The organism is Ornithinicoccus halotolerans, from assembly GCF_009602535.1.
GTDB classification, from domain to species: Bacteria; Actinomycetota; Actinomycetes; order Actinomycetales; family Dermatophilaceae; genus Ornithinicoccus; species Ornithinicoccus halotolerans.
The window spans coordinates 1-6,412 of sequence record NZ_WIQI01000128.1 but is presented as its reverse complement, the minus strand read 5'-3'; the positions used below and the strand labels follow the sequence as shown (position 1 = coordinate 6,412).

The 6,412-nt window shown below is 73.3% G+C and carries 6 protein-coding genes and 1 pseudogene; 5 read left to right on the top strand and 2 right to left on the bottom strand.

Annotated elements, in window-relative coordinates; translation table 11 throughout:
* The 3 genes from GFJ45_RS16485 to GFJ45_RS14480 form a co-directional block, all read left to right on the top strand.
* A partial coding sequence (locus GFJ45_RS16485; RefSeq protein ID WP_323368744.1) for an OB-fold nucleic acid binding domain-containing protein occupies positions 1-862 on the top strand: 862 nt, incomplete at its 5' end.
* A gap of 5 nt (positions 863-867) precedes the next feature.
* Positions 868-2,076 carry a DNA polymerase IV gene (gene dinB, locus GFJ45_RS14485; RefSeq protein ID WP_228387094.1) on the top strand — a complete coding sequence of 403 codons (1,209 nt, stop codon included), beginning with the start codon at positions 868-870 and terminating at the stop codon, positions 2,074-2,076.
* Between the two features lie 211 nt (positions 2,077-2,287).
* Positions 2,288-2,704 carry a DUF3040 domain-containing protein gene (locus GFJ45_RS14480; RefSeq protein ID WP_153398441.1) on the top strand — a complete coding sequence of 139 codons (417 nt, stop codon included), beginning with the start codon at positions 2,288-2,290 and terminating at the stop codon, positions 2,702-2,704.
* A gap of 121 nt (positions 2,705-2,825) precedes the next feature.
* Here GFJ45_RS14480 and GFJ45_RS14475 read toward each other — a convergent pair whose 3' ends face one another.
* Both GFJ45_RS14475 and GFJ45_RS14470 read right to left on the bottom strand, forming a co-directional pair.
* Entirely contained in the window at positions 2,826-3,311 is a 486-nt protein-coding gene (locus GFJ45_RS14475; RefSeq protein ID WP_228387092.1) for a DUF456 domain-containing protein, read from the bottom strand.
* Positions 3,312-3,356: 45 nt separating this feature from the next.
* Positions 3,357-3,581 (bottom strand): DUF7455 domain-containing protein, encoded by a 225-nt coding sequence (locus tag GFJ45_RS14470; RefSeq protein ID WP_153398439.1) that lies wholly within the window; start codon positions 3,579-3,581, stop codon positions 3,357-3,359.
* A 268-nt stretch (positions 3,582-3,849) separates the two neighbouring features.
* On the opposite strand from GFJ45_RS14470, the gene GFJ45_RS14465 reads away from it, so the two are divergent.
* Both GFJ45_RS14465 and GFJ45_RS14460 read left to right on the top strand, forming a co-directional pair.
* Positions 3,850-5,964, top strand: a complete 2,115-nt coding sequence (locus GFJ45_RS14465) for a DNA gyrase/topoisomerase IV subunit B (protein ID WP_153398437.1) — start codon at positions 3,850-3,852, stop codon at positions 5,962-5,964.
* Positions 5,965-6,192: 228 nt separating this feature from the next.
* Positions 6,193-6,412, top strand: a pseudogene (locus tag GFJ45_RS14460) (hypothetical protein); the annotation flags it as partial.

Sequence of the window (6,412 nt, the reverse complement as noted above, 5' to 3'; positions counted from 1 at the left end):
GACCGCATCGGGCAGCCGCGGGAGCGAGCCCGCGCCGGCGCTGCCGGGAGCGGACCCGCCGGACGGGCCGCCACCGGCCAACCACGAGGTCGCAGCCCGCACCCAGGCGCAGGCCCGCGGCGCCCGCAGCTGGCACCAGCGTCAGGTGGACCCCACCCAGCTGGCGCTCGACCTCGGTGACGCCCCGGCCGTGGTGACCGGCAGCGGGCTGCCGGAGATGACCCCGCAGGAGCGGGTGCGGGCCGAGCTGGAGGTGCTGGGGCTGGACGTGAGCAGCCACGTCACCACCACCTACCGGCCGCTGCTGCAGGCCCTCGGCGTGGTGCCGGCCGCCGGGCTGGTGGGGGCCCGCAACCGGACCGAGGTGCTGGTCGCCGGCGCCAAGGTCGCCACCCAGACCCCGCCGGTGCGCTCCGGCCGCCGGGTGGTGTTCCTCACCCTGGACGACGGCACCGGCCCCAGCGACGCCGCGTTCTTCGAAGAGGCCCAGGCCACGTTCGCCGGGACGGTGTTCGACTCCTGGCTGCTGCTGGTGCGGGGCGTGGTGCGCCGCACCGGCCCGCGCGGGGTGTCGCTGACCGCCGACGCCACCTGGGAGCTGTCCCAGCTGCAGCAGGTGTTCGAGACCGCCGGGCTGGAGGCGGTGCGGTCGGTGATGGCCGAGCAGGAGCAGCACGCTCGCGCCGTCGCGGCCGATGTCGAGCGCGCCGCGCGGGCCGCCCGGGCCCAGCAGGGCGAGCCCGCGGGGCGCCGGGTGCTGGTGCACGCCTCCGGGTTCCGGCAGTCGCCCTACGCCGACATCGCCCCGGTGGAGCCCACCACCAAGCTGTGGCACTCCAGCCCCGGCAGCGCGGGGTGGTGAGCGCCGTGAGCCCGCCGGTGGCCCGGCACCGCCCGGTCTCGGCCGACGTCAGCGACTGCACCGTGCTGCACGTCGACATGGACGCGTTCTACGCCTCGGTGTCGCTCCGGGACCGGCCAGAGCTCCGGGGGCGGCCGGTGGTGGTCGGCGGTGGCTGGCGCAGCGTCGTGTTGTCGGCGACCTACGAGGCCCGCGCCCACGGGGTCCGCTCGGGCATCCCGATGGCGCGGGCTCGCCGGCTGTGCCCGCAGACGGTGGTGGTGCCGCCGGACCACGACGCCTACCAGCAAGCCGCCGATGCGGTGATGGCGGTGCTGGCCGAGGTCACCCCCCGCCTGGAGCCGGTGTCGATGGAGGAGGCCTTCCTCGACGTCAGCGGCGCCGGCCGGCGGCTCGGCGGCCCTGCGCAGATCGCCCGTTGGATCCGCGACACCGTCGCCGACGAGCAGGGCATCACCTGCTCGGTCGGTGGCGCGCCGGGCCGCACGGTGGCCAAGATGGCCTCCCGCCGCGCCAAGCCCGACGGCCAGCTACTGGTGCCGGGGCGGGAGGTGCTGGCCTTCCTGCACCCGCTGCCGGTCGGGGAGCTGTGGGGGGTGGGGGAGCGCACCGAGGAGGAGCTGCACCGGCTCGGGCTGCGCACCGTCGCCGACCTGGCCCACCTGCCCGAGAGCACGCTGCGGCGGGCGCTCGGGCCGGCCGCCGCGGCCCACCTGCACGCGCTGGCCTGGGGACACGACCCGACCCCGGTGCAACCACCGCAGGTGGAGCGCAGCGTCGGCTCCTCGCAGACCTTCTCCCACGACATCGACGACCGGCATGAGCTGCACCGCCGGCTGCTGGCGCTCAGCGACCGCACCGCCACCAGGATGCGGCGCGCCGGCGTGCTGGGCCGCACCGTCGTGCTCACCGTGCGGTTCTCCGACTTCACCACCATCACCCGCTCCCGGACGCTGCGGGAGAGCACCGACGTGACCCGGGAGGTGTACACCGCCGCCCGCGGCCTGTTCGACCGGCTCGGGCTGCAGCGCGCCCGGGTGCGGTTGCTGGGGGTGCGGGTGGAGGGGCTGACCGAGGCCGACCGCACCCTGGTGCAGGGCCGGCTCGACGAGCCGGACCACGGGTGGCGAGAGGCCGAGCGGGCCGCCGACCGCGCCGCCGACCGGTTCGGCGCCGGGGTGGTCCGGCCGGCCAGTCTGGTGGGGCTGTCGTGACTGCGGCAGCCCGTTGTGACGAGAGTGTGAAACCGCTCGTCAGCCGGGCCGCGTCGGGGGTCCAAAGCGGCCGTCCACAAGAGGGAACCCAACTGGTCACGCGTGCGTTGACCGAATATCCTTGAAAGGGACACCGGCGTGGCTGACACCTACGCCGGTGTGGCGCCGGTCCCCGCCGGTGTCCGGTCCACCACCAGGTCGGGAGGTCGACGTGCCGCTGTCAGAGCATGAGCAGCGCGTGCTGGAGCAGATGGAGCAGGCGCTCTACGCCGAGGACCCCCGGTTCGCCAAGCAGGTCGGCAAGTCCCAGGCCCGGGTGCAGCGCAACCGGGCCGGGCTCGGTGTGGTGCTGGCCATCGTCGGTCTCGGCCTGGTGCTGCTCGCCGTGTGGTTCCAACAGATCTGGATCGGTGGCCTCGGCTTCGGCGCCATGGTCATCGGCGGCTACCTGGCGTTCACCCCCGCCAAGAGCGGGGGCTCCGCGATCGGGGCGGTCCGCCCCGACGGCTCGGTGAAGCCCGGGCCCCAGAAGGCGTCGGGCAAGCAGGGACCCCGTCGCGCCGGCGGCTCCTTCATGAACCGGCTGGAGGAGCGCTGGGACAAGCGCCGCGGCCAGGGCGGCCTCTGAACCGCAGCACCCGCAGCTGACCTGCCGCCCTCACCCCGGCGGCAGGGGTTGCGCAGCCACGCTCCTACCCGCTCCCCCCGGAGCAACCCACGTCCGCCGGCACCTTCCTTCGGGGCTCGGCTCAGACCCACCAGAGCAGCGCGCCGACCCACAGCCCGATGACGACCAGCGCGGTCATCAGCTCGATGAGGATGTTGAGGCCGACCGCTCGCAGCGCGTGCACCGTGGCCGCCCAGCCCTCCCGGTGGGACCCGCGGCGGACTCGCTCGGCCAGGTAGATCCCGGCGGGGAACCCCACCAGCGCGCCAGCGATGGGCAGCACGAAGGCGGCCACGACCGCCACCAGCACCCCCAGCACCAGCGAGGAGGTGCGCACGCCGGCACGGCGCATCCGGCGACCGGGGACGAGGTACTCCAGGGCCACGCCCAGCAGCACCAGCACCGTGCCCACCGCCAGCACTGTCCACGCCGCGACGCTCTGCTCGAGCACCGCCCACACCAGCACCCCCGCCCAGACAAGAAGGAGGCCGGGCAGGACGGGAAGAACGATCCCGACCAGCCCGGCCCCCATGAGCACGAGCGCGAGGACGATCGCGACGGTCGACACGACCTGCCCCCGCTCGGCTGCTAGGTCCGGTGGTGGTTCCGGGCGTCAGCGCAGCGGGTCGTTCGCCACGGCCTCGGCGGTCAGTCGGTGGGACTCATCGAGGATGTCGACATCCTCCATGGCCTTCAGCTTGTCCAGGTGCTCGCGGCCGTGGTGGCCGCAGAAGAGCAGCTCCAGGTCGTCAGCGAGGCGGGCGCGGACATAGGCCTGCGCGCCGCACCGGTCGCAGCGGTCAGCGACGGTCAGCTCTGGTGCCAGGGTGCCGGTCACGTCCTTCTCCCTCGTCTCGGTCGTCGGCGGTTAGCCACGGTGCCAACAGTCAAACACGTGCTGCTGTTCCCGTGCGTGACCCACCCCGGCATGTGCGCCCGATTTCCGCTGTCGGCGTACACCCGCTGCGCTGCGGTCGCCGTACTCCCGTCGCTGCCCTCGACGCGCCTGCACGGCGGGCGGGCCGCGGGGGGTTAACCTGCGTGGGAGCCGTCGCGGGGGCGAGGCGGCGCGTGCTCCACGAGAGGGAAAGGCGGCGGCGACAGCGATGGCGCAGGACTACTCGGCCCGGCACCTGCAGGTCCTCGAGGGCCTGGAGGCGGTGCGCAAGCGCCCCGGCATGTACATCGGGTCCACCGACTCCCGGGGGCTGATGCACTGCCTGTGGGAGATCATCGACAACTCGGTCGACGAGGCGCTGGGAGGCTTCGGCGACCGGATCGAGGTGCTGCTGCTGGCCGACGGCTCGGTCGAGGTCCGCGACAACGGCCGCGGCATCCCGGTCGACGCCGAGCCGCGCACCGGGCTGCCCGGTGTCGAGGTGGTCTTCACCAAGCTGCACGCCGGTGGCAAGTTCGGCGGCGGGTCCTACACCGCGTCCGGCGGTCTGCACGGCGTCGGCGCCTCGGTCGTCAACGCCCTCAGCGCCCGGCTCGACGTCGAGGTGGACCGCGGCGGCAAGACCTACGCGATGAGCTTCCGCCGGGGCGAGCCGGGGATCTTCACCGACCAGGGGGAGAAGTCGCCGGACGCTTCGTTCCGCCCGTTCGAGAAGAGCTCGGAGCTGCGGGTCGTCGGCAAGGTCCGCAAGGGCGTCAGCGGCTCCCGGGTGCGGTACTGGGCCGACCCGCAGATCTTCCTGACGTCGGCGCAGTTCGCCTACGACGAGCTGGTCTCCCGCGCCCGGCAGACCGCCTTCCTGGTGCCCGGCCTGACCATGGTGATCCGCGACGAGCGTCGGCTGCCCGGCACGCCGGGGGAGGACGGCAGCCACGAGGAGGTGTTCGCCTACGACGGCGGGATCACCGAGTTCGCCGAGTTCCTGGCGCCGGACCCGGCTGTCACCGACACCTGGCGGCTGCAGGGGTCGGGACGCTTCACCGAGACCGTGCCGGTGCTGGACGACCAGGGCCACATGAACCCCACCGAGGTGGAGCGCGAGTGCGAGGTGGACGTCGCGCTGCGCTGGGGGCAGGGCTACGAGACGACGATGCGCAGCTTCGTGAACATCATCGCCACCCCGAAGGGCGGTACCCACCAGGCCGGCTTCGAGGCGGCGCTGCTGAAGGTCTTCCGCCGACAGCTGGAGGTCAACGCCCGCCGGCTCAAGGTCGGCAACGACAAGGTCGACAAGGACGACGTGCTCGCCGGGATGACCGCGGTGGTCACCGTCCGGCTCGCCGAGCCGCAGTTCGAGGGGCAGACCAAGGAGGTGCTGGGCACCTCGGCGGTGCGCCAGATCATGTCCCGGGTCGTGGAGAAGGAGCTGTCCGCCCGGCTGACCTCCGCCAAGAAGGCCGACAAGGCCCAGGCCGCGCTCCTGCTGGAGAAGGTCGTCGCCGAGATGAAGTCGCGGATCTCGGCCCGGCAGCACAAGGAGACCCAGCGGCGCAAGAACGCGCTGGAGTCCTCCTCGCTGCCGGCCAAGCTCGCCGACTGCCGCACCACCGACACCGCGCGCAGCGAGCTGTTCATCGTCGAGGGCGACAGCGCGCTCGGGACGGCCAAGCTGGCGCGCTCCAGCGACTACCAGGCGCTGCTGCCGATCCGGGGCAAGATCCTCAACGTCCAGAAGGCCTCGGTCTCGGACATGCTCCACAACGCCGAGTGCGCCTCCATCATCCAGGTGATCGGCGCCGGGTCGGGCCGCTCGTTCGACCTGGACCTGGCCCGCTACGGCAAGGTCATCATCATGACCGACGCCGACGTCGACGGCGCCCACATCCGCACCCTGCTGCTGACGCTGTTCTTCCGGTACATGCGGCCGCTGGTCGACGCCGGACGGGTCTACGCCGCGATGCCGCCGCTGCACCGGCTGGAGGTCACCGGCGGCAGGGGCAAGGGCCAGGGCGGCAGCAAGAAGGAGTACCTGTACACCTACACCGAGGCCGAGATGCGCCGCACCGTGGCCGCACTGGAGCGCAAGGGCCGCTCGGTCAAGCAGCCGATGCAGCGCTACAAGGGGCTGGGGGAGATGGACGCCGACCAGCTGGCCGAGACCACGATGGACCCCCGGCACCGCACGCTACGGCGGGTCACGCTGGCCGACGCCGCCCGTGCCGAGGAGGTCTTCGAGCTGCTGATGGGCAGCAACGTCGCCCCGCGCAAGGACTTCATCGTCGACTCCGCCGGGGAGCTGGAGCGCGACCGCATCGACGCCTGACCGACGCCGGCCGCCCTGCCGAACCGTCGCCCCGAGGGGCCGTGGTCGGGACGGTCCCCGGTCTCCGGTAGACTGGTCCACTGCCCGCCTGTGAGAGCCGGGCCCCGCCGGGGGGTAGATCCGATCCGCCCGGCCCATCGGGTGCCGAGCACCCGGAGGTAGGTCCGGTCACGCTGACAGCAGCGATGAGGCGCGCCCCACCTCATCGATCCAGATAGCGAGTCACTCATGGCCAAGGCCACCCGGCGTGCCACCACGCCTGCCCGTACCAAGAAGCCCCGTCACACCGCCGCCCAGAAGAAGGCCGCGGCCTCCCGCCGCAGCCAGCAAGCCCGCCGCGCCCAGGTGCGCCCGGGCGAGGACAGCGGCCGCAACGACTGGGCCCCCGCCCAGAAGCAGCCGCGCCGCTGGGACCGCCAGGAGCGCCCCGGCCGCGCCGAGCGTCCCG

Excerpts from the sequence above, each read along its gene's own strand:
- GFJ45_RS14465 (WP_153398437.1), top strand. The coding sequence starts at position 3,850 with ATGGCGCAGGACTACTCGGCCCGGCACCTGCAGGTCCTCGAGGGCCTG.